Origin of the sequence: Enterobacter cloacae complex sp. ESBL7 (assembly GCF_041679625.1) — a bacterium.
In the GTDB taxonomy this organism is placed as follows: Bacteria; Pseudomonadota; Gammaproteobacteria; order Enterobacterales; family Enterobacteriaceae; genus Enterobacter; species Enterobacter asburiae_B.
Window position 1 is genome coordinate 128,133 of sequence record NZ_JBGORN010000002.1, and the last position, 20,246, is coordinate 148,378.

Annotated in this window: 18 protein-coding genes; 11 read left to right on the forward strand and 7 right to left on the reverse strand. The window is 57.2% G+C overall.

Annotation, left to right across the window (positions count from 1 at the left end):
• Window positions 1-163: 163 nt before the first annotated feature.
• Entirely contained in the window at window positions 164-1,228 is a 1,065-nt protein-coding gene (locus tag ACERY3_RS10745; protein WP_033146172.1) for an AI-2E family transporter, read from the forward strand.
• A gap of 96 nt (window positions 1,229-1,324) precedes the next feature.
• Here ACERY3_RS10745 and bcp read toward each other — a convergent pair whose 3' ends face one another.
• Together bcp and ACERY3_RS10755 are read right to left on the reverse strand one after the other, a co-directional pair.
• Window positions 1,325-1,795 carry a thioredoxin-dependent thiol peroxidase gene (gene bcp, locus ACERY3_RS10750; protein WP_032659360.1) on the reverse strand — a complete coding sequence of 157 codons (471 nt, stop codon included), beginning with the start codon at window positions 1,793-1,795 and terminating at the stop codon, window positions 1,325-1,327.
• Window positions 1,795-2,364 (reverse strand): glycine cleavage system transcriptional repressor, encoded by a 570-nt coding sequence (locus ACERY3_RS10755; RefSeq protein WP_045888584.1) that lies wholly within the window; start codon window positions 2,362-2,364, stop codon window positions 1,795-1,797. Before ACERY3_RS10755 ends, bcp begins: the two co-directional genes overlap by 1 nt.
• Before the next feature lie 145 nt (window positions 2,365-2,509).
• Between ACERY3_RS10755 and dapA the strand changes: the two genes are divergently transcribed.
• From dapA to ypfH, 6 genes are all read left to right on the forward strand, one after another.
• Entirely contained in the window at window positions 2,510-3,388 is an 879-nt protein-coding gene (gene dapA / locus ACERY3_RS10760; RefSeq protein ID WP_033146170.1) for a 4-hydroxy-tetrahydrodipicolinate synthase, read from the forward strand.
• Window positions 3,389-3,404: 16 nt separating this feature from the next.
• Entirely contained in the window at window positions 3,405-4,439 is a 1,035-nt protein-coding gene (bamC, locus tag ACERY3_RS10765; RefSeq protein ID WP_033146169.1) for an outer membrane protein assembly factor BamC, read from the forward strand.
• Window positions 4,440-4,548: 109 nt separating this feature from the next.
• Window positions 4,549-5,262, forward strand: a complete 714-nt coding sequence (gene purC, locus ACERY3_RS10770) for a phosphoribosylaminoimidazolesuccinocarboxamide synthase (RefSeq protein ID WP_023332985.1) — start codon at window positions 4,549-4,551, stop codon at window positions 5,260-5,262.
• A 120-nt stretch (window positions 5,263-5,382) separates the two neighbouring features.
• Window positions 5,383-6,252: a neutral zinc metallopeptidase gene (locus ACERY3_RS10775; RefSeq protein ID WP_047060716.1), complete on the forward strand. Its 870-nt coding sequence runs from the start codon at window positions 5,383-5,385 to the stop codon at window positions 6,250-6,252.
• Window positions 6,252-8,198, forward strand: a complete 1,947-nt coding sequence (locus ACERY3_RS10780; protein ID WP_373225592.1) for a tRNA(Met) cytidine acetyltransferase TmcA — start codon at window positions 6,252-6,254, stop codon at window positions 8,196-8,198. The genes ACERY3_RS10775 and ACERY3_RS10780 overlap by 1 nt, the downstream gene beginning before the upstream one ends.
• Before the next feature lie 73 nt (window positions 8,199-8,271).
• The gene (ypfH, locus tag ACERY3_RS10785; RefSeq protein WP_373225594.1) at window positions 8,272-8,967 is read left to right on the forward strand and encodes an esterase; all 696 of its coding nucleotides are present in this window, start codon (window positions 8,272-8,274) and stop codon (window positions 8,965-8,967) included.
• A 38-nt stretch (window positions 8,968-9,005) separates the two neighbouring features.
• On the opposite strand, the gene ACERY3_RS10790 is transcribed toward ypfH, so the two are convergent.
• From ACERY3_RS10790 to ACERY3_RS10800, 3 genes are read right to left on the reverse strand one after another with little or no spacing between them, the layout of a single operon-like run.
• The gene (locus ACERY3_RS10790; RefSeq protein WP_014171111.1) at window positions 9,006-9,203 is read right to left on the reverse strand and encodes a YpfN family protein; all 198 of its coding nucleotides are present in this window, start codon (window positions 9,201-9,203) and stop codon (window positions 9,006-9,008) included.
• Window positions 9,204-9,227: 24 nt separating this feature from the next.
• On the reverse strand, window positions 9,228-10,355 hold the full coding sequence (dapE, locus tag ACERY3_RS10795; protein WP_047060712.1) for a succinyl-diaminopimelate desuccinylase: 1,128 nt from the start codon (window positions 10,353-10,355) through the stop codon (window positions 9,228-9,230).
• A gap of 10 nt (window positions 10,356-10,365) precedes the next feature.
• On the reverse strand, window positions 10,366-10,716 hold the full coding sequence (locus ACERY3_RS10800; RefSeq protein WP_064673735.1) for an ArsC family reductase: 351 nt from the start codon (window positions 10,714-10,716) through the stop codon (window positions 10,366-10,368).
• A gap of 387 nt (window positions 10,717-11,103) precedes the next feature.
• Here ACERY3_RS10800 and ypfM point away from each other — a divergent pair, with 387 nt between their 5' ends.
• Window positions 11,104-11,163, forward strand: a complete 60-nt coding sequence (gene ypfM, locus ACERY3_RS10805; protein WP_015572204.1) for a protein YpfM — start codon at window positions 11,104-11,106, stop codon at window positions 11,161-11,163.
• A 109-nt stretch (window positions 11,164-11,272) separates the two neighbouring features.
• On the opposite strand, the gene acrD is transcribed toward ypfM, so the two are convergent.
• Together acrD and narQ are read right to left on the reverse strand one after the other, a co-directional pair.
• A complete protein-coding gene (gene acrD, locus ACERY3_RS10810) occupies window positions 11,273-14,386 on the reverse strand; it encodes a multidrug efflux RND transporter permease AcrD (protein ID WP_033146163.1) in 3,114 nt (1,037 codons plus the stop codon).
• Between the two features lie 142 nt (window positions 14,387-14,528).
• A complete protein-coding gene (narQ, locus tag ACERY3_RS10815; protein ID WP_373225597.1) occupies window positions 14,529-16,223 on the reverse strand; it encodes a nitrate/nitrite two-component system sensor histidine kinase NarQ in 1,695 nt (564 codons plus the stop codon).
• 152 nt (window positions 16,224-16,375) lie between these two features.
• Here narQ and aegA point away from each other — a divergent pair, with 152 nt between their 5' ends.
• The 3 genes from aegA to ACERY3_RS10830 all read left to right on the forward strand — a co-directional run bounded on the left by aegA (window position 16,376) and on the right by ACERY3_RS10830 (window position 20,157).
• On the forward strand, window positions 16,376-18,352 hold the full coding sequence (gene aegA, locus ACERY3_RS10820) for a formate-dependent uric acid utilization protein AegA (protein ID WP_373225599.1): 1,977 nt from the start codon (window positions 16,376-16,378) through the stop codon (window positions 18,350-18,352).
• Between the two features lie 66 nt (window positions 18,353-18,418).
• The gene (nudK, locus tag ACERY3_RS10825; protein ID WP_058841580.1) at window positions 18,419-19,012 is read left to right on the forward strand and encodes a GDP-mannose pyrophosphatase NudK; all 594 of its coding nucleotides are present in this window, start codon (window positions 18,419-18,421) and stop codon (window positions 19,010-19,012) included.
• Window positions 19,013-19,113: 101 nt separating this feature from the next.
• Window positions 19,114-20,157: a DUF1176 domain-containing protein gene (locus ACERY3_RS10830; RefSeq protein WP_045888593.1), complete on the forward strand. Its 1,044-nt coding sequence runs from the start codon at window positions 19,114-19,116 to the stop codon at window positions 20,155-20,157.
• Window positions 20,158-20,246 lie beyond the last annotated feature (89 nt).

A 20,246-nucleotide genomic window follows, 5' to 3' on the forward strand; every position in this document is an offset into this window, starting at 1 on the left:
TCTCTGCTGCTCTGCGAGTGTAGCCGTGTTGCAGCATGAAGAAAATCCCATTCATCAGGCTTTTGCGGATTGCGATCGGGATACAAAAAGCGAAAGTCTTTTTTGTGACAGTTAGATACAATTCACCGTCTCACTCCCGCCATTCGATTCAGGGAAGGGTTGTATGCTCGAAATGTTAATGCAGTGGTACCGGCGTCGGTTCAGCGACCCGGAAGCCATTGCTTTGTTGGTTATTCTGGTTGCCGGGTTCGGTATTCTGTTTTTCTTCAGCGGCCTGCTCGCTCCCCTGCTGGTGGCGATTGTGCTGGCGTACCTGCTGGAGTGGCCGACGGCGCGCCTGGAACACATCGGCTGTTCCCGCCGCTGGGCGACTAGCATCGTGCTGGTGCTGTTTGTCGGCATCCTGCTGTTGATGGCTTTTGTGGTGATGCCGGTCGCCTGGCAGCAGGGAATTAACCTGATCCGCGACATGCCCGGCATGTTGAACAAGCTGTCTGATTTTGCCGCCACGCTACCGCGCCGTTACCCGGCCCTGATGGATGCCGGGATTATCGACGCGATGGCCGAAAATATGCGCGCCCGCATCATGACGATGGGCGATTCGGTAGTGAAGTACTCTCTGGCCTCGCTGGTCGGGCTGCTGACGCTGGCGGTTTACCTTGTGCTCGTGCCGCTGATGGTTTTCTTCCTGGTGAAAGATAAAGATCAGATGCTCAACGCCGTGCGCCGAATTCTGCCGCGCAACCGCGGGCTGGCAGGGCAGGTCTGGGAAGAGATGAACCAGCAGATCACCAACTACATTCGCGGCAAGGTGCTGGAGATGATTGTCGTGGGGGTAGCCACCTGGATTGGCTTCCTGATCTTCGGCCTGAACTACTCGCTGCTGCTGGCGGTGCTGGTGGGGCTGTCGGTCCTGATTCCGTACATCGGCGCGTTTGTGGTGACCATTCCGGTTGTTGGCGTCGCGCTGTTCCAGTTTGGGCTGGGGACAGAGTTCTGGAGCTGCTTTGCGGTGTACCTGATTATTCAGGGCCTGGACGGTAACCTGCTGGTACCAGTGCTGTTCTCCGAAGCGGTGAACCTGCATCCGCTGGTGATTATCTTGTCCGTGGTGATTTTCGGCGGGCTGTGGGGATTCTGGGGCGTGTTCTTTGCGATTCCGCTGGCGACGCTGATTAAGGCCGTGGTCCACGCGTGGCCGGATGTGCCGGCGGTGGAAGAGAAGTAGTTTTTGTGCGGCCTGATGCCCTCACTCCGACCCTCTCCCACGGGGAGAGGGGGAAAACATTAAAAACGGCAACCTGGGTTGCCGTTTTGCTGTTTATCAGGCGCTTGCTTTCAGCCAGTTCAACACCACGTCGTGGTGGTTGCTGGTTTTGAAGTCGTCAAACACATGTTCAACTTTACCGTCAGCGTCAATCAGGAAGCTAATGCGGTGAATGCCGTCGTAGGTTTTACCCATAAACGTCTTCTCGCCCCAGACGCCGAACTGCTCGCATACCTGATGATCTTCATCAGAAAGCAGCGTGAAGTTCAGCAGCTCTTTTTCAGCAAATCGTGACAGCTTTTCTGGTTTATCCGTGCTGATACCCAGCACTTCCACACCGACTTTTTTCAACTCGTCCATGTTGTCGCGTAAGCCGCAGGCCTGTACGGTGCAGCCGGGGGTCATGGCTTTCGGGTAGAAATAGACCAGAACACGCTGTCCCTGGAAGTCGGTCAAATTTACTTGCTCGCCGTCTTGATCCGGTAAGCTAAATTTCGGTGCGATGTCACCGGCTTTCAGTGGGTTCATTACTCAACTCCATCCTGTTCGTGCTGCGAATAATTGACGACGCTTATACTGCCCTGCGCGTTTAATTCTGTACAGAGGGCTTTGAATGCTTGCTCGATATTTGACGCATCCTGTGAGGCAGGGCTGTGCGCGGTAATTTGAATAAACAGCACCGGAAGACCCTGGTCATCGCTTGTCTGCGTACGGGAAACCAGTTCGGCAATATTCATCTGATGATTGTCAAAAAGCGCGGTGAAACGCTCAATCAGATGCGGTGAATCAGGCACTTCAACCTGCACCCAGACGGTAGAAGGCAGTGCCGGACGCGGACGCGCGGTGGTGCGCTTCATGACAATCAGCAAATCCAGTTCGGCCCCCTTCAGCGGCAGGGTCGATTCAATCAACGTAATGGCGTTCCATGTCCCGGAAAGCAACATAATAAATGTGAACTCTTCGCCAAGCATCGCCAGACGGCTGTCTTCGATATTACAGCCGCAGCTGCTTACGTGACGGGTGATGGTGTTCACGATACCCGGCCTGTCGGCACCCAGCGCAGTGATAACCAGGTAATGTTGTGATGAGGTTGTCAAACCTGTTCTTCCTTTGCATGGTTAAGTCTTCCTAAGGAAAGCATAAAAAAAACATGCATACAACCGCCTGCGAGCCTCAGGTCGCTTGCTTTTATTACAGTTCCAAACGTAACATTGAGGCTCTTGTTCGCACAGAGGATGGCTCATGTTCACGGGAAGTATTGTCGCGCTTGTTACACCGATGGATGAAAAAGGTAATGTCTGCCGGTCAAGCATGAAGAAGCTCATTGATTACCATGTCGCCAACGGAACCTCGGCGATCGTTTCGGTAGGGACTACCGGTGAATCCGCAACGCTGAGCCACGACGAGCACGGCGATGTGGTGATGCTGACCCTGGAACTGGCTGACGGACGTATTCCGGTCATCGCGGGGACAGGGGCTAATGCAACCGCAGAAGCTATCAGCCTGACCAAGCGTTTTAACGACAGCGGCATCGTGGGCTGTCTGACGGTGACCCCTTATTACAACCGTCCTACTCAGGAAGGTTTGTTCCAGCACTTCAAAGCCATCGCTGAACATACTGACTTGCCACAAATTCTGTATAATGTGCCGTCCCGTACCGGTTGCGATATGCTGCCGGAAACCGTTGGTCGTCTCTCGGAAGTAAAAAATATTATCGGTATTAAAGAGGCGACAGGGAACTTAAGCCGCGTTCATCAGATCAAAGAGCTGGTTTCAGACGACTTTATCCTGTTGAGTGGTGATGATGCGACCGCGCTGGACTTTATGCAGCTCGGTGGTCATGGCGTGATCTCCGTAACGTCAAACGTTGCGGCGCGCGATATGGCTGAAATGTGCAAACTGGCCGCAGCCGGTCACTTTGATGAAGCGCGCGTCATTAATCAGCGTCTGATGCCGCTGCACAATAAATTATTTGTCGAACCCAATCCGATCCCAGTGAAATGGGCATGTAAGGAGTTGGGGCTTGTAGCAACCGATACGCTGCGTCTGCCAATGACACCGATTACCGACCACGGTCGTGACATCGTCAGGGCGGCGCTGAAGCATGCCGGTTTGCTGTAGAGTTTAGGGAGATTTGATGGCTTATTCAGTACAGAAGTCGCGCCTGGCGAAGGTTGCGAGTGTTTCGCTTGTTATGCTGCTCGCTGCCTGTAGTTCAGATTCGCGCTACAAGCGCCAGGTGAGCGGTGATGAATCCTATCTGGATGCGACCCCGCTTGCTGAACTTCACGCACCGGCTGGTATGATCCTGCCGATTCAGAACGGCGATTATAATATTCCCGTGACCAACGGCAGCGGCCTGGTCGGTAAAGCGCTTGATATTCGTCCGCCAGCACAGCCTCTGGCGCTGGTCAGCGGGGCGCGTACCCAGTTCACCGGTGATACGGCGTCTCTGATGGTTGAGAGCGCGCGCGGTAGCACGCTGTGGCCGCAGGTTGTCAGCGTCATTCAGTCGAAGAACTACACCATCGATAAACGCGATGACGCCAGCCAGACGTTAACCACCGACTGGATCGAATGGAACCGTCTGGATGAAGACCAGCAGTACCGCGGTCGTTATCAAGTCTCCGTTAAACCACAGGGTTACCAGCAGGCGGTTAACGTTAAGCTGTTGAACCTGGAGCAGGCGGGTAAACCGGTTGCGGATGCCGCGTCCCTGCAGCGTTACAGCACCGAAATGCTGAACGTGATTGCCGCGGGTCTGGATAAGACCGCTACCGATGCCGCCAACGCCGCGCAGAGCCGCAACGGCGCGACCTTCGATGTGCAAAGCGGTGCGGATGATACCGGCCTGCCAATGCTGGTGGTGCGTGCACCGTTTAACCAGACCTGGCAGCGTCTGCCAGCGACGCTGGAAAAAGTGGGCATGAAAGTGACCGACAGCACGCGTTCAACCGGCAGCATGACGGCAACGTATAAGCCGCTCTCCGACAGCGCATGGCAGGAACTGGGCGCGAAAGATCCTCAGCTTGCCTCCGGTGACTACAAGATTCAGGTAGGTGACCTTGATAACCGCAGCAGTCTGCAGTTTATCGATCCAAAAGGTCATACGCTGACCCAGTCGCAGAACGATGCGCTGGTCGCTGTCTTCCAGGCAGCATTCAGCAAATAAATACGAGGGCTGGTGAATCCAGCCCTTTTTATTTTAGTGCTACGCAAACGTGTGCGTGGCATAATATCCCCAGTTTTGAACACAAATCATCACACCAGGAGTAATGAAGATGCAGAAGCAAGCTGAGTTGTATCGTGGCAAAGCGAAGACCGTATACAGCACGGAAAACCCGGATCTGTTGGTGCTCGAGTTCCGCAATGATACGTCAGCAGGGGATGGCGCACGCATTGAGCAGTTCGATCGTAAAGGCATGGTGAACAACAAGTTCAACCACTTCATTATGACCAAACTGGCCGAAGCGGGCATCCCGACCCAGATGGAAGCGTTGCTGTCCGATACGGAATGTCTGGTGAAAAAACTGGATATGGTTCCGGTTGAGTGCGTTATTCGTAACCGTGCGGCGGGCTCCCTGGTGAAGCGTCTGGGCATTGAAGAAGGTATCGAACTGAATCCACCGCTGTTCGACCTGTTCCTGAAAAACGATGCCATGCACGACCCGATGGTCAACGAATCCTACTGCGAAACCTTCGGCTGGGTGAGCAAAGAGAACCTGGCGCGTATGCAGGAGCTGACCTACAAAGCCAACGACGTGCTTAAAAAACTGTTTGATGACGCGGGCCTGATCCTCGTCGACTTCAAGCTGGAGTTTGGTCTGTTCAAAGGCGAAGTGGTGCTGGGCGATGAGTTCTCACCAGACGGTAGCCGCCTGTGGGATAAAGAAACCCTGGATAAAATGGACAAAGACCGTTTCCGTCAGAGCCTGGGTGGCCTGATTGAAGCGTACGAAGCGGTTGCTCACCGTTTAGGCGTTAAGCTCGACTAACTCCCTCACTTGCCAAAGGATGTTCCCATCCTTTGGCGTCTTACCTTTGTTTCCTATGGTAATCTTGCCGTTAACCGCCTACGATCATAGCTATTATAAATGGAATAGTTCGAGGTGGTTATGCGCTGGCAAGGGCGTCGTGAAAGTGACAATGTAGAAGACAGACGCAGTGATGGCGGCGGCGGTCCTTCAATGGGAGGACCAGGCTTCCGGTTACCCAGCGGCAAGGGCGGGATAATCCTGCTGATTGTCGTGCTGGTTGCGGGGTATTACGGCGTTGACCTCACCGGGTTGATGACCGGTCAGCCGCTGCAGCAGCAGGAGCATTCTCAGCGCTCCATCAGCCCGAATGAAGATGAAGCGGCCAAATTTACCTCCGTTATTCTCGCCACAACAGAAGACACCTGGAGTCAGCTGTTTGAGAAAATGGGGCGTACCTACCAGCAGCCGAAGCTGGTGATGTACCGGGGGGCAACCCGCACCGGATGCGGTACCGGGCAATCTGTGATGGGGCCGTTCTACTGCCCGGCAGACGGCACCGTCTATATCGATCTCTCTTTTTACGATGACATGAAACGCAAGCTTGGCGCTGACGGTGATTTTGCCCAGGGCTACGTGATCGCGCATGAAGTCGGCCATCACGTGCAAAAACTGCTGGGGATTGAGCCCAAAGTGCGCCAGCTTCAGCAAAATGCGTCTCAGGCTGACGTGAACCGCCTTTCCGTTAAAATGGAGCTGCAGGCAGACTGCTTCGCGGGCGTCTGGGGCCACAGCATGCAGCAGCAGGGCGTGCTGGAATCCGGCGATCTTGAAGAGGCGTTAAATGCCGCTCAGGCTATCGGTGACGACCGCCTTCAGCAGCAGAGCCAGGGGCGCGTTGTGCCGGACAGCTTCACTCACGGTACTTCACAGCAGCGCTATAGCTGGTTCAAACGCGGCTTCGACAGCGGCGATCCGGCGCAGTGTAATACCTTCGGCAAAGCGATGTAATGCTGCAGTTTGAAGAGCTGATAAGCGAGCTTGAGCGCACCGGCCATCGTCGGCTGGTGGTGCTCAGCGGTGAGGCGCAGTGGACGTTAACCCAGGCGCTGACCCTGCGTGACGCCTTGCCCGGAGACTGGGTAAGGCTTGACGAACACCCTTCAAAAGCCATCGGCGGCGTGCTGGGACGCGAGTACCGGCACGCCGTTTTTGACGCCAGCGCCGGGTTTGATGTCGCCGCATTTGCCGCCCTGAGCGGAACGCTGAGCGCCGGAAGCCTTCTGGTGCTGCGGGTTCCGCCGCTCGATGCGTGGCCCGGGTTGCCTGACAGCGATTCACTGCGCTGGAGCGACAGCGCCGAAGCGATAGCCACGCCGCATTTTGTCCACCATTTCTGCCGGACGATTGCCGCCGATCCCGACGCGATTGTCTGGCTTCAGGGCTGCGGGTTATCCCTTCCGCCTTTACCCGACGCGCCAGACTGGCAGCCTGCCAGCGGCGCCCCGCAGCGCGAGCAGGCTGAGATCCTGGATGTGCTGCTGGGGATGCCGGAGGGCATCGTGGCCGTCACCGCCGCGCGCGGGCGCGGAAAATCAGCCCTGGCGGGCATGTTGCTAAACCGCATTGCGGGCAGCGCCGTGGTTACCGCGCCGTCGAAGGGGGCGACGGATATCATCGCCCGCTTTGCCGGAGAGCGTTTTCATTTTATGGCCCCGGACGCGCTGCTTGCCTCTTCACACCGGGCTGACTGGCTAATTGTCGATGAAGCCGCTGCGATCCCCGGACCTCTGCTTGAAAAGCTAGTTGCCCGTTTCCCTCGCGTGCTGTTGACCACCACGGTGCAGGGATATGAGGGGACGGGCCGGGGATTCTTGCTTAAATTCTGCGGTCGGTTTGCCGGGCTGCAGCGCTACAGCTTATCTACACCGGTACGCTGGGCGGCGGGCTGCCCGCTTGAGCGGGTTGTTGCCAGCGCGCTGCTGTTTGACGATACGCTGATTGACCGACGCCCGGAAGGGGAGGTGCGTTTAACGTCTCTGACGTCGACGGCATGGGAAAGCCGCCCGGCGCTTGCAGCGAGCATATACGAGCTTCTCTGCGCGGCGCATTATCGTACCTCGCCGCTCGATTTACGCCGCATGATGGACGCGCCCGGGCAGCAGTTTGCCGTTGCCGAAACGGACCCGGATATCGCCGGGGCGCTCTGGCTGGTGGAGGAGGGCGGGCTCTCCCCCGAGCTTAGCCGCGCCGTATGGGCAGGATATCGGCGTCCGCGCGGTAACCTGGTGGCGCAGTCTCTTGCGGCGCACGGCGGCTCTCCGCTGGCGGCGACGCTGAGAGGACGACGGGTGACCCGCATTGCCGTACATCCTCACCGTCAGCGGGAAGGGATTGGCCAGGCGCTTGTTCGCGGCGCCAGCGGCGAAGACTATCTGTCGGTGAGCTTTGGTTATACCGATGAGCTGTGGCGTTTCTGGCAGCAATGTGGGTTTGTGCTGGTGCGGATGGGCAGCCATCGTGAAGCCAGCAGCGGCTGCTACACCGCGATGGCCTTGCTGCCCCAGAGCGAGGCCGGGCGTCAGCTGTGTGAACAGGCGCAGCGTCGTCTGAAGCGCGATGCGCGGGTGCTATCGGCCTGGAACGGTGAAAAGATCCCCGTGGAAGACGGCTGGGAAGCTACCCTTAATAATGACGACTGGCTGGAGCTGGCGGGGTTTGCTTTTGCTCATCGGGCGTTTTCAACCTCGGTTGCCGCACTGACGCGGCTGTTGTTAACCGTGGATATGCCGCTTCCGGCCCTGCGCGGGAAAATGGACGGAAAAACGGAAGACGTCGGGCGAAAAGCGTTGCTGGCAACGTTGCGAAATGAAACCGCGCAAGCGATTGAAAGTCTTGATTATCTCCGTAGCCAGCAGTTGAAAGAAGACATTTTGCAATGGCAATTTTTTCAATGACTTCTTCAGTAAAGTGGCATGGTCATTCACGTCGGGAGGCGTAGAATCCAGGTCATCTATTAAGGAGACCACCATGAAACACGACCATTTTGTTGTTCAAAGCCCTGACAAACCGGCTAAACAGTTACTGCTTCTGTTTCATGGCGTTGGCGATAATGCCGTCAATATGGGTCAGATTGGCAGCTGGTTTGCGCCCGTGTTTCCGGAGGCATTGATTGTCAGCATCGGTGGCGTAGAGCCATGTGGTCCGAACGGACGCCAGTGGTTCTCTGTTCAGGGCGTGACGGAAGAGAATCGTCAGGCTCGCATCGACGCCATCATGCCTACCTTTATCGACATCATCCGCTACTGGCAGCAGCAGAGCGGCGTGGGTGCTGACGCGACCGCGCTGATTGGCTTCTCGCAGGGGTCAATCATGTCGCTGGAAAGCGTAAAAGCGCAGCCGGGTCTGACGTCACGCGTCATTGCGTTTAACGGCCGTTTTGCGACGTTACCGACAAGCGCGACCACGCAGACCACGATCCACCTGATCCACGGTGGTGAAGACCGGGTGATTGAGCTATCGCATGCGGTTGCCGCTCAGGAAGCGCTGATTCGCGAAGGTGGGGACGTGACGCTGGATATCGTTGACGAGCTGGGCCACGCGATTGACGACCGTAGCATGCAGTTCGCGGTCGATCGTTTGCGCTATACCGTACCGAAGCACTACTTTGATGAAGCGCTCAGCGGCGGCAAGCCGGATAACGATGATATTGTAGAGTTTATGTGAGGTTTCCCCCTCTCCCGGGGAGAGGGGAAACTTAACGATTACTTCTTCTGGTCCTTCTTCGGCCAGTCGTCGTCATCGTCCCACTTGTCGTTAAAATCACGGTGCGGGGGAAGATCCGGTTTATTGGCGAGAAATTTTTTATGGTCAACGCGCTTAAGATCTTTAATCACGTTAAGCAATACGCCAACCAGAAAAACTAACACCAGAATCCACCAGTACTTTGAAAGCCAATCCATTCGCTATTCCTCTCAGAGCGTTCGTCAGGCGACGAGTTGCTCCATAATACGTTGATACATACGGGCCAGCAGTTGCAAATCTGCCGCATTGACACACTCATTGATTTTATGAATGGTTGCGTTCACTGGACCCAGTTCGACAACCTGGGCGCCCATACGGGCGATAAAGCGTCCGTCTGAGGTGCCACCCGTTGTCAGCAGCTGTGGCTTAATTTCATTATAGTGCTCGATGGCGTTCACCACCGCATCCACCAGTTTGCCGCGCTGCGTCAGGAACGGCTGGCCGGAAAGCCACCACTCCACGGTGTAGCGCAGGTGATATTTTTCCAGCAGTGCGACGACGCGCGCCTTGATCATCTCATCGGTCAGTTCGGTGCTGAAGCGGAAGTTAAACTGGACGAAGTAATCGCCCGGGATCACGTTGTTGCTGCCGGTCCCGGCCTTGACGTTCGCGATCTGCATGCTGGTTGGCGGGAAGAATTCGTTGCCTTTATCCCACTCGATGCCCACCAGCTCGCTCAGCATCGGCGCAGCGCGATGGACCGGGTTATCGGCCAGATGCGGGTAAGCCACGTGCCCCTGAACGCCGTGAATGGTCAGGTTACAGGTCAGCGAGCCGCGGCGCCCGTTTTTGACGACATCACCCACCACTTCGGTACTGGACGGCTCACCGACCAGACAGTAGTCGAGACGCTCGTTACGCGCCATCAGCGCTTCAACGACCTTCACGGTACCGTTATGGGCGCTGGCTTCTTCGTCGGAGGTGATTAAAAACGCCAGACGGTTTTTGTGGTTTGGATGCTGAGCCACAAAGCGCTCTGCCGCCACGACCATCGCCGCCAGCGAGCCTTTCATGTCTGCCGCGCCGCGACCAAACAGCATGCCGTCGCGGATGGTCGGTTCAAACGGCGGGTTGATCCAGCGATCCGCGTCACCGGCGGGAACGACGTCAGTATGCCCGGCAAAGGCCAGCGTTTCGCCCTGTCCGCGCCACGCCCAGAAGTTCTGGGTATCGCCAAAATCCATGCGTTCAACGGTAAAACCGATGGCACGCAGGCGCTCAATCATAAGTGCCTGACAACCTGCGTCGTCCGGGCTAAGGGAAGGACGGCGAATAAGCTGCTGAGTCAGCTCAATGACCGGGCATGACATAAACTACACCTCAACGAAAAAAGTCGGAATAAAGGGTTTCACTGAAACCCAGCAGCATAGGCTGCCCTGGCGCGCAGAGCAATGGGCGTTTGATAATTGCCGGCATGTCGAGCATCAGTTTTGCCGCGCTGTCGGCGTTGTTGATGCTGGCGCGCAGAGATTCGTCCAGCTTACGCCAGGTGGTGCCGCGGGTGTTCAGCAGGGCTTCCCACCCCAGCTCGCCGATCGCGCTATGCAGAAATTCTGCATCAAGCCCGTCGGCTCGGTAATCGTGAAAGCGATACTCCACGTCGTTTGCTTCCAGCCAGCGGCGGGCTTTTTTGATGGTGTCGCAATTTTTAATGCCGTACATCACAACCATGGTGAATCCTTTTGACCTAATGATGATTAAATGTTCAGTAAATTCGAAGATATATCCTTAAGTGGAATATAACACATTCAGGAATCGTCTGGATTTACGCTTCTTCTTAATTCAACTCACATCTGTACGCTGAATATTCTTTCATCCTTTAAGCATAGATGTCCATAAAGTTTAAATTTCGAATAAACTCAGCGGGTAAAATAAAACTCACCCGTTCGGAGGGTTATTTCAAAATATTGCTAGCCGTCACAAAAAATTGAGGCCTCTCCGTTCATATTTATCATAAATCCCCGCAGGACGTGGGGTACAATCACAGCAATTGGTTAAATAGTCTTCACAATGATGGTCCGTTTTTGTAGAATGCGCATAATAATAAGAGAGGTTGTTATGATTGAACGTGAACTGGGGAACTGGAAAGATTTTATCGAAGGCATGCTTCGTAAATGACATTCAGTAAGAATTGCAAGAGCACTAAAATAAGTAAAATAACCATAGTGTGAATTAATCACACAATAAAAAGGCGGCCGATAAAACCGCCTTTTTTTATTTCAATCACTTACTCAGCCCGTTCCTTTAGCGGGAAGCGACGACGCACCAGCACAAAGAACAACGGCACGAAGTAAATGGCCAGGATGGTGGCCGAAATCATGCCGCCCATCACTCCCGTCCCGACGGCATGCTGGCTGCTGGAGCCTGCACCCGTACTGGTTGCCATCGGCAGTACGCCAAAGACAAACGCCAGCGACGTCATCAGGATCGGGCGTAAGCGCTGACGGCAGGCGTGCAGCGTGGCGGCCATCAGCTCGTGGCCTTTGGCATTCATCTCGTTGGCAAATTCAACGATCAGAATGGCGTTTTTCGCCGATAGCCCAATCACGGTGAGCAGACCCACCTGGAAGTAAACATCGTTCTCGAGGCCGCGCATCCAGGTCGCCAGCAGCGCACCGATGACGCCAAGCGGCACGACCAGCATGACCGAGAACGGGACTGACCAGCTTTCATACAGTGCGGCTAGGCAGAGGAAGACCACCAGCAGAGAGAGCGCGTAAAGTGCGGGAGCCTGTGCCCCGGAGAGTCGCTCCTGGTAGGACATGGCCGTCCACTCCAGACCAAAACCGGCGGGCAGCTGCTGGACCAGTTTTTCCATGGTATCCATAGCGGTACCGGTACTGACGCCCGGCGCAGCTTCCCCGACGATTTCAACCGCAGAGTAGCCGTTATAGCGCTCCAGACGCGGCGAACCGCTCTCCCAGTGCGAGGTGGCAAACGCGGAGAACGGCACCATGCCGCCAGCGTTATTCCTGACAAACCAGCGGTTTATATCATCCGGCAGCATGCGGAACGGCGCGGCGGACTGGACATACACTTTTTTCACGCGGCCGCGATCCATAAAGTCATTCACATAGCTCGAGCCCCACGCCGTCTGCAGGGTATCGTTGATATCGTTGATCGACACGCCCAGCGCCTGCGCCTTACGCTGATCGATATCCACCTGGAGCTGCGGGCTGTCGTCAAGACCGTTATGGCGAACGCGGGTCAGGCCAGGATCGTTGCCCGCCAGCGCTAACAGCTTATCGCGTGCCGCCATCAGCGCCGTGTGGCCCGCACCGGCGTGATCCTGCAGCTCCATGTCAAACCCGGCAGAACTGCCCAGGCCGCTTATCGCCGGCGGGCTGCTGGCGAAGACGCGCGCCTCTTTAATATGCGCAAAGGCTTTGGTCGCGCGCTCAATAATGGCAAATGACGTTCCCGTTCGGGTATCGCGCTCGTCCCAGTCCTTCAGGCGGACGAACATGCGGGCGACGTTCTGCCCGTTTCCGCCCGGGCCAGAGCCCACGGTGGAGAAGACCGACACAACGTTATCTTTCTCTTTGGTGAAGAAGTACTGCTCCACTTTCTGGACCACTTTCAGCGTCTGCTGCTGCGTTGCGCCGCTCGGGAGCTGCACCGAGGTGGTGAACATGCCCCGGTCTTCCATAGGCAGGAACGAGGTGGGGAGATGCATAAACAGCCAGACCATGCCGCCCAGCAGCACAACGTAAATCATCATCCAGCGCAGGCTGCGATGGAGCACGCCACCGACGGCAGATTCATACCGCGCGGCATTGCGGTTGAACATCCGGTTAAACCAGCCGAAGAACCCTTTTTGCCCGTGCTGCTCCCCTTTGTGCAGCGGTTTCAGAATGGTGGCGCACAGCGCGGGGGTGAGGATCAGCGCCACCAGCACGGAGAGCACCATCGCCGAGACGATGGTTATCGAGAACTGACGGTAAATCGCCCCGGTGGTGCCGCCAAAGAAGGCCATCGGGATAAAGACGGCCGACAGCACCATCGCGATACCGACCAGCGCCCCCTGAATTTGCCCCATGGATTTGCGCGTCGCCTGGCGCGGCGAGAGTCCTTCTTCGCTCATGATGCGCTCGACGTTTTCAACCACCACGATGGCATCATCCACCAGAAGGCCAATCGCCAGCACCATCGCAAACATCGTCAGGGTATTAATGCTGTACCCGAACGCGTAAAGCACCGCAAAGGTCCCCAGCAGCACCACGGGAACGGCAATGGTTGGGATCAGCGTCGCGCGGAAGTTTTGCAGGAACAGATACATCACCAGGAACACCAGCGCGATGGCTTCCAGCAGGGTCTTCACCACGTCCTCGATCGACGCTTTAACGAAGGAGGTGGTTTCGTAGGCGACTTTGTACTCCAGCCCGTGCGGAAAATACTGTGAAAGCTCGTCCAGACGGTCTAACACCAGTTTTGCCGTGGCCATTTCGTTTGCGCCGGAGGCAAGCTTTATCCCCAGACCGGAGGCCTGGTTGCCGTTAAAGCGGCTCAGGTAGTCATATTTTTCCGCCCCCATTTCCACCGTGGCGACATCGCCCAGACGCACTTCCGACCCATCCTGATTCACGCGCAGGGTGATGTTGCGGAACTGGTCCGGCGTCTGCAGCAGGGATTGCGAATTGATGGTGGCGTTCAGGGCCTGCTTATCGACGGACGGTGTTCCCCCCAGCTGCCCCACCGCAATCTGGGCGTTCTGGGCCTTGATGGCATTCGTCACGTCGGTTGCCGTCATCTGGACGCTGTTCAGCTTGTTGGGATCGAGCCAGATGCGCATAGAGTACTGTGAGCCGTAAGCGTCGATATCGCCGACGCCGTTGATACGGCTGATGGGATCCTGAATATTACTGGCGACGTAGTCCGCAATGTCCTGTTTATCCATCGAGCCATCTGTCGAGACAAACGCGATGGTCAAAATGTTGGTATCACCGGTTTTACGCACGGTCACGCCCTGATTCTGCACCGCCTGGGGCAGCTTGCGCATGGCCGACTGCAGCTGGTTTTGCACCTGCTGCACCGCTTCGTCCGGGTCCGTGCCCGCCTTAAAGCTCAGGGTAACCGTCGCCTGGCCCGTGGCGCTACTTTGTGAGGACATGTACATCAGGTTATCCAGACCCGTCATGTTCTGCTCGATAACCTGCGTCACGGTGTTTTCCAGCGTTTGTGCGGAAGCGCCGGGGTAGTTTGCCGTTACGCGCACGTTAGGCGGTGCCAGATCGGGGTATTGCTCAACAGGAAGTGAAGTAATCGCCAGGACACCTGTCAGACACAACAGGATGGCAAGCACCCAGGCAAAAATGGGGCGATCGATGAAAAAATTCGCCATGAAAGAGTGACCTCGTTTTGCTGCACGTCATTATTGTTTATTGCCCGCATAACTTTAGCGGTAAGGCCCAGGCCAAACGTGGAGAAATAAAGGAGATAATGTAAATTATCATGCGCTTTTTCCTGCGCGTCCTCCTTTACCGTTATTTACCCGTTAACGGCGCGGGCGCCGGGAACGTCACGCTGACCAGCGTGCCGCCGTTTTGCGGCTGCGAGAAGTGCAGCATTCCTCCGAGCCGTTGCGCGCGTTCGCGCATAATGTTCAGGCCGTAGTGTCCCGGCGGCTCGCTGGCTTCGCCAATCCCGATGCCGTTATCGCGTATGCTGACGCTGTGCGTACCGTCCACGGCGGTCACGCAGCTTACGGTGATCTCGCTGGCCTGCGCGTGCTTAATGGCGTTCAGCACGGCCTCACGCACGATCTGCAGCAAATGCACCTGCTTTTGCGCGTCCAGCGCCAGCGAGGAAAGACGGCAGTCGAGATGCAGCTTCGCCTGCGTCTGGCTCTGCAGGACGTCGAGGGACTCCTGCAGCGCTGCGGGTAAGTTCGCGTGGTTCAGCGTCAGGCGGAAGGTGGTGAGCAGCTCGCGCAGCTGCTGCCAGGCATTGTTCAGCTCGCGGGAGAAGTCGGTGATGATGGTCTGCGCCGGGATATTTTCCTCGGGCACGGCGCGTTTGAGCAGCGCAAGCTGAATGCGCAGATACGACAGCACCTGCGCCAGCGAATCGTGCAGCTCGCGTGCAATGGTGGCGCGCTCTTCCATCAGCAGCAGCTGCTGGTAATGTTTTTGCGCCTGGTTAAAGTACAGCCCGCGCCCGAGCATGGTCGCCACGCTTCTCATCAGCGGAAGGGGAACGCTGTCCGTCTCGCTTTGCCAGCGCAGCTCGCCATAAAGGGTGTCCTGCATCAGTACCGGGAGGTGCTGCAAAGGAATGCCATGTGACTCCGTCCCTTCAGACAGCCGCCAGTCGTCGCTGGTGCGCAGTTCGAGATAATTCATTTGCGTATAGTCATGGACAATCTGCAGGATATGCCGAAAGCAGTGGCTGTCTATCTGGCCGGTATTCAGCGCCTGAGAGCATTTGAACAGCATGTCGAGCTGCTGGTGGGCTTCATGCAGATGCCGCGTCTTTTCAGCGACCGAGGCTTCGAGAGAACGGTAGAGCGTAGCCAGCTCGGCGGACATGTGGTTGAAGGCGCGGGAGAGTTGGCCCAGCTCGTTCGGCAGGGCGGTATCGGGCGCCGGGGTTGCAAATTCCCCTCGCTCAACCCGTTCGCTGGCCGCTACCAGATTGTTAAGCGGCAACACCACCTGGCGACGGATGCGTCGCAGCGTAAACAGCGTCAGCAGCAGGATCCCGAGGGCGCCCGCCAGCGAGAGCAGGGTCACCGTCTGAATTTTATGTTCAGTGTAGTGCTGGAGGGCGAGCACAAAGGCATCAATGCGGCCAACAAAATCCTCAATGTGGGTTTGATACCACGCGCTGTCGCCGCGGGCGATGTGTGCATCCATCTCCAGCCAGGCCACGTGCAGCTGCTGGTAGCGCGCTTTAACATTGTCCGGGACGTACCAGCGGTTCAGCTTCTGCAGGGCAGGCGCGCTCAGCGTCCGTTGCCAGCTGTCGCGATGCGCGGCAAGGGCAGGGCTGTTGCGCTGCATCTCGTAGCCCAGACGATAGCTCTGCATGCGCAGCGAACCCGCGATATTAATGGCTTCGGCGTCACGCTGGCTGCTGGCTAGCGTCAGCAGCGCGACGGTACTGGTCAGCACCGATAAGGCAATTATCGAAAAGAAAGCCCAGGCAAGGCTTCCGGAAACGGGTCGTTTGACGGTCACAGAACGGCTCTCTGAATAAAATTGATCTGCTACAGGTTCACTGTAAATAATTCGGCATTCCGGGCATTTGAACATTGCCCGATCGCGCCGTGATGCGTAAATACCATATTCATACAAAGAATAAGGTTATTGAACCAAAAACAGGTGTGGTTATGAATCGTTTTATTATGGCTAACAGCCAGCAGTGCATCGGGTGTCGCGCCTGCGAAGTGGCCTGCGTGATGGCGCACAACGATGAGCAGCACGTCCTGAGCGAGCGCCATTTTCATCCCCGCATTACGGTCCTGCGAGCCGGCGAGAAGAGTAGCCCCGTCACCTGCCATCACTGTGAAAACGCGCCCTGCGCGCAAAGCTGTCTGAACGGCGCCATCAGCAAATGCGATGACAGCGTACAGGTGAATCAACAAAAATGCATCGGCTGTAAGGCCTGCGTGGTGGCCTGCCCGTTTGGCACGATGGAGATTATCGTCACCCCGCTCGACAGCGGCGGCGTGAAGGCCTCGGCGAATAAATGCGATCTCTGTCTGACGCGGCTACACGGCCCGGCCTGTATCGAAAATTGCCCGGCAGATGTCCTCTCACTGGCGACGCCTGCTGTCCTTGATACTCTGGCGAAATCGCGCCGCCAGCGCACGGCCTGCCTGGAAGCGCAGCCCTGGCATGCGGAAGCCGTCAGAGAGGACGCTTCGCGCACCAAACTGCATCAGATGCAAACAACCCCGCCACGCGGCGAGCCCGACAAGCTGGCTGCCGCAGAACGCGTGGGCCATTTTAACGAAATTTACCTGCCGTTCCGGGACGAGCAGGCCGCCCGCGAGGCGTCGCGCTGCCTGAAATGCGGCGAGCACAGCATTTGCGAATGGACCTGCCCGCTGCATAACCACATCCCGCAGTGGATCGAGCGCCTCAACGCGGGGGATATCGCCGGCGCGGTCGAGCTTTCACATCAGACCAACTGTTTACCTGAAATTACCGGCCGCGTCTGTCCGCAGGACCGATTATGCGAAGGTGCCTGCACAATACGTGAAGAGGCGGGATCCGTGACCATCGGTAACATCGAGCGCTATATCTCCGATCGGGCGCTGGCGATGGGCTGGCGGCCGGATATGTCCGCCGTCACGCCGACAGGTAAACGTGTTGCGATCGTCGGCGCAGGGCCCGCCGGGCTGGCGTGCGCCGACGTGCTGGCGCGCAGCGGCGCGAGTGTGACGGTCTATGACCGGCATCCGGAAATTGGCGGATTGCTGACCTTTGGCATCCCGGCATTCAAGCTGGACAAATCGCTGCTCGCGCGGCGCAGAGAGATATTTACCGCGATGGGGATCCGCTTTGAGCTGAACTGCGAGGTGGGCCAGGACGTGTCGATGTCGCAGTTAAAGCAGGATTACGACGCCCTGTTTATTGGCGTGGGAACCTATCGCTCGATGAAGGCGGGTATCCCGCACGAGGACGCGCCTGGAGTTTATGACGCGCTGCCTTTCCTGGTGGGCAACACGCGACACGTTATGGGGCTGGAGGCGACGGCCAGCGAACCGTTCATCGACACCCAGGGCTTAAACGTGGTGGTGCTTGGCGGGGGCGATACCGCGATGGACTGCGTCCGCACCGCGTTACGCCACGGCGCGGCAAAGGTGACCTGCGCCTATCGTCGGGATGAGGCCAATATGCCTGGCTCGAAGAAAGAGGTGAAGAACGCCCGAGAAGAGGGTGCGGCGTTTGAATTTAACGTCCAGCCGGTTGAGCTGACGCTGGATCCGAACGGTAAGGTCAACGGTATCCGAATGCTGCGTACCGAGCTCGGTGAGCCGGACGCGCAGGGACGGCGTCGACCGGTTCCCGTGGCGGGCAGCGAGTTCGTGATGGCCGCTGATGCGGTCATCATGGCGTTTGGTTTTAACCCGCACGCGATGCCGTGGCTGCAGGCGCAGGGTGTCGAAACGGACGACCGGGGGCGGATCGTTGCCTCCGTCGAGAGCCGCTACCGTTACCAGACGACTAACCCACAGATCTTCGCCGGGGGCGATGCGGTTCGCGGCGCGGATCTGGTGGTGACCGCAATGGCGGAAGGGCGTCATGCGGCGCAGGGGATACTCGACTGGCTTGGGGTTAACGCCCCAAAACATCATTAAACCGGCGGGCGACAAAGCGGGATTCACGGCGTAGTATAGGACGACTCATTGTGTTGTGGAGCCCGTATGACCCTGAAAATTGACGTTATCAAAGACAAAATTCTCTCTGAAAACTACTTTGTCCTGCGTAACATCACCTATGACCTTACGCGTAACAACGGTGAGGTTATCCGCCACAAACGCGAGGTCTACGACCGCGGCAACGGGGCAACCATTCTGCTCTATAACCGTGAAAAGCAGAGCGTGGTGCTGATCCGTCAGTTCAGGGTGGCGACATGGGTTAATGGCAACCCTGACGGACGTTTGATTGAAACCTGCGCGGGCCTGCTCGATGATGATGAGCCGGAAGTTTGTATCCGCAAAGAGGCCGTGGAAGAGACCGGCTTCGAAGTGGGCGAGGTCAAAAAGGTCTTCGAGCTGTTTATGTCGCCGGGCGGCGTAACGGAAATTGTGCATTTCTTCATCGCGGAATACAGCGACGCGCAGCGCACTCACCGCGGCGGTGGCGTGGAGGATGAAGATATCGAAGTGCTGGAGCTTCCTTTTGCCCGGGCGCTGGAGATGGTGCGTTCAGGCGAAATCAGGGATGGTAAAGCGGTGATATTACTGCAGTATTTACAGACAACCGGGCTGATGAGCACCACTTTCGAACGGATATAGCCTGTTTTTCGGGTATATCTGATAAATCCGATTGAGCAACCCCGGCGGGAACACGAAGATACTGCCCAGTTAAGCGTTTTCGTTCCGGGATTGTGTCATTCATGCGCTACAGCGTCTTTTTGTTTTACCTGTTTTGTGTGCTCCTCGCGCCGCAGGTGCGGGCTGCACCTGCCCAGCAAGCCTTCTCCGACTGGCAGGTAACCTGCAACAACCAGAATTTTTGCCTCGCACGCAACACGGGTGAACACCGTGGTCTGGTCATGACGCTCACCCGTAGCGCCGGGGCGAAAACGGACGCCACGCTGCGTATCGATCTCGGCGGCCTTGATACGCCCTCGGTAAAAGAGCCAGAGATTGCCCCCCGGCTGCTGCTGGATAACGTTCCCCTGAAGCTGGACAAACAGCGCTGGCAGCTCACGCCCTGGCATCTTAAAACGGACGATGCGGCCACCATAACCGCCTTTCTGAAAAACATCCAGGAAGGGAAGGCACTGACCCTGCGCGACGGTAAGCAGGTTATTTCACTGAGCGGTCTGAAAGCCGCGCTGCTGTTCATTGATGCGCAGCAAAAGCGCGTCGGCAGTGAAACCGCGTGGATCAAGAAAGGTGACGATCCGCCGTTAAGCGTTCCGCCTGCTCCTGCCCTTAAAAAGGTGGCGGTCGTCAACCCGACCCCGACGCCGCTCTCCCACGCCGAACTGAACGACCTGCTGGACTATGGTACCGGACGGATGAACACCAGCCAGTGCTCGCTGGATCCTAACCGTCGGGAAGTGCGCGTCACCGCGTTAACCGATGACAAAGCGCTGCTGATCGTCAGTTGCGAGGCGGGGGCCTATAACACGGTCGATCTGGCGTGGCTGGTATCACGTAAAAAACCGTTCACCGCGCGCAGCGTCAGGCTGCGTCTGCCGTTTACGCCGTCAGGCGACGGGAGCGAAATGGAGTTGATGAACGCCAGCTTCGATGAAAAGACGCGCGAGCTGACAACGCTCGCGCTGGGGCGCGGTTTGGGCGATTGCGGGATCCAGACGCGCTGGCGTTTTGACGGCCAGCGCTTCCGCCTGGTGCGCTACGCCGAGGAGCCCAGCTGCGACAGCTGGAACGGGCCAGATGCCTGGCCCACGCTGTGGATCACGCGGTAGTTTTATGCCGGGTGGCGCTGTTGCTTACCCGGCCTACGGTTTGGCGGTTTTAGTAGGCCGGGTAAGGCGTAGCCGCCACCCGGCAACGC

Excerpts from the sequence above, each read along its gene's own strand:
- ACERY3_RS10745 (WP_033146172.1), top strand. The coding sequence starts at position 164 with ATGCTCGAAATGTTAATGCAGTGGTACCGGCGTCGGTTCAGCGACCCG.
- bcp (WP_032659360.1), bottom strand. The coding sequence starts at position 1,795 with ATGAACCCACTGAAAGCCGGTGACATCGCACCGAAATTTAGCTTACCG.
- dapA (WP_033146170.1), top strand. The coding sequence starts at position 2,510 with ATGTTCACGGGAAGTATTGTCGCGCTTGTTACACCGATGGATGAAAAA.
- bamC (WP_033146169.1), top strand. The coding sequence starts at position 3,405 with ATGGCTTATTCAGTACAGAAGTCGCGCCTGGCGAAGGTTGCGAGTGTT.
- purC (WP_023332985.1), top strand. The coding sequence starts at position 4,549 with ATGCAGAAGCAAGCTGAGTTGTATCGTGGCAAAGCGAAGACCGTATAC.
- ACERY3_RS10775 (WP_047060716.1), top strand. The coding sequence starts at position 5,383 with ATGCGCTGGCAAGGGCGTCGTGAAAGTGACAATGTAGAAGACAGACGC.
- ACERY3_RS10780 (WP_373225592.1), top strand. The coding sequence starts at position 6,252 with ATGCTGCAGTTTGAAGAGCTGATAAGCGAGCTTGAGCGCACCGGCCAT.
- ypfH (WP_373225594.1), top strand. The coding sequence starts at position 8,272 with ATGAAACACGACCATTTTGTTGTTCAAAGCCCTGACAAACCGGCTAAA.
- ACERY3_RS10790 (WP_014171111.1), bottom strand. The coding sequence starts at position 9,203 with ATGGATTGGCTTTCAAAGTACTGGTGGATTCTGGTGTTAGTTTTTCTG.
- dapE (WP_047060712.1), bottom strand. The coding sequence starts at position 10,355 with ATGTCATGCCCGGTCATTGAGCTGACTCAGCAGCTTATTCGCCGTCCT.
- ACERY3_RS10800 (WP_064673735.1), bottom strand. The coding sequence starts at position 10,716 with ATGGTTGTGATGTACGGCATTAAAAATTGCGACACCATCAAAAAAGCC.
- acrD (WP_033146163.1), bottom strand. The coding sequence starts at position 14,386 with ATGGCGAATTTTTTCATCGATCGCCCCATTTTTGCCTGGGTGCTTGCC.
- aegA (WP_373225599.1), top strand. The coding sequence starts at position 16,376 with ATGAATCGTTTTATTATGGCTAACAGCCAGCAGTGCATCGGGTGTCGC.
- nudK (WP_058841580.1), top strand. The coding sequence starts at position 18,419 with ATGACCCTGAAAATTGACGTTATCAAAGACAAAATTCTCTCTGAAAAC.
- ACERY3_RS10830 (WP_045888593.1), top strand. The coding sequence starts at position 19,114 with ATGCGCTACAGCGTCTTTTTGTTTTACCTGTTTTGTGTGCTCCTCGCG.